The sequence below is a fragment of the Enterobacter cloacae complex sp. 6730903 genome (assembly GCF_048283985.1).
GTDB classification, from domain to species: Bacteria; Pseudomonadota; Gammaproteobacteria; order Enterobacterales; family Enterobacteriaceae; genus Enterobacter; species Enterobacter hormaechei_C.
In genome coordinates, this window is the sequence record NZ_JBLVXX010000122.1 from 1 (window position 1) to 1,265 (window position 1,265).

The 1,265-nt window shown below is 34.5% G+C and carries 1 protein-coding gene; it reads left to right on the forward strand.

Annotation, left to right across the window (positions count from 1 at the left end; genetic code table 11):
- Positions 1-61: 61 nt before the first annotated feature.
- Positions 62-1,237 (forward strand): tyrosine-type recombinase/integrase, encoded by a 1,176-nt coding sequence (locus ACNQ0W_RS25095; RefSeq protein ID WP_417933291.1) that lies wholly within the window; start codon positions 62-64, stop codon positions 1,235-1,237.
- Positions 1,238-1,265 lie beyond the last annotated feature (28 nt).

The following is a 1,265-nucleotide window of genomic DNA, read 5'->3' on the forward strand; positions in this document are numbered from 1 at the left end:
GAGGTTAGTCGTCGGCAGCGTCAGATGTGTATAAGAGACAGGTATTTGTGTGGATTCTTTTATGTTCGAAAATGGTGAGAGATATTGTCATGTTGTAAATAAAGATACTGGTGAGCCATTGTATTATCCAAACTTGTATATAACAACACAAGTCAGGAATCGTTCAGAGTCTATATCAACAATGAAGGTTATCGCTGGGAGCATTTCATTGTTATATCGATTCTTTATGAGAAAAAATATCAATATTGATGAAAGAATCCAGAATAAGCTGTTTCTCGCTCCTCATGAAATTGAGGATTTGATTGAATTCACTTCATTAAATTTCCGAGATGGAGGGGATGGTAATTTTATGGTTTCAAATGTCAAAAAACCAACTAAGTATTTTCGCATTACAACAGTCGCTAACTATCTTGAATGGTTGTGCAAAATACTTCTTTCACATGCAGGTCAGAAAAATACTCTCAAGGAAGTAATGGCTTTCATTAATAACATAAAAAGAAAGAAACCAAGGAATAATGATAAATATAATATGGAAATCGAAAAAAGCTTAGACAAAGCACAATTAGATTCTTTATTCAGCATACTTTCGCCAGGGAGTAACTTGAACCCGTTTACGGAAAAAGTGCAACAAAGAAACAATCTAATATTCCTTCTATTACATTGCTTTGGTTTGAGAGCAGGTGAACTTTTGAATCTGCGTATTGGCGATATGGATTTTGCAGAATCAACAATCGCAATAAGAAGGAGAGCAAATGATAAAACAGATCCACGAGTTTATCAGCCATTAGTGAAGACGTGTGAGAGAAAATTAATTGCTGACACAAAACTTATATATGAAATTTCAGATTATATTTTGAATGATCGTAGGAAAGTTAAAAATGCTAATAAGCATGATTTTCTGTTTATTACCTATAAGGAAGGGAAGACCCAAGGGCAACCTCTGTCATTTTCCTCATACCATAAGATAGTGAGTGTTGTTCGTCAATCCTCCTCACTTCTAGGGGGATTGACAGGTCACAAACTCAGACATACATGGAATTATGAGTTTTCGAAAGCAATAGACAAGAATCAGGACATATCCGATGAAAAAGAGCAACAAATCCGTTCTTATCTCATGGGATGGCGACCGGGTTCAGAAACTTCAATGATTTATAATCGCAGGCATATTTTTGAGCTATCGAAAAAAACTGCACTTCAACAACAAAAGAAACTATTCAAAGGAGAATTTGATGAATAATTTAATTAAATATAACTCTGATAAAATG

Bases quoted from the DNA above. Each gene is read 5' to 3' on its own strand.
- ACNQ0W_RS25095 (WP_417933291.1), top strand. From the start codon at position 62: ATGTTCGAAAATGGTGAGAGATATTGTCATGTTGTAAATAAAGATACT.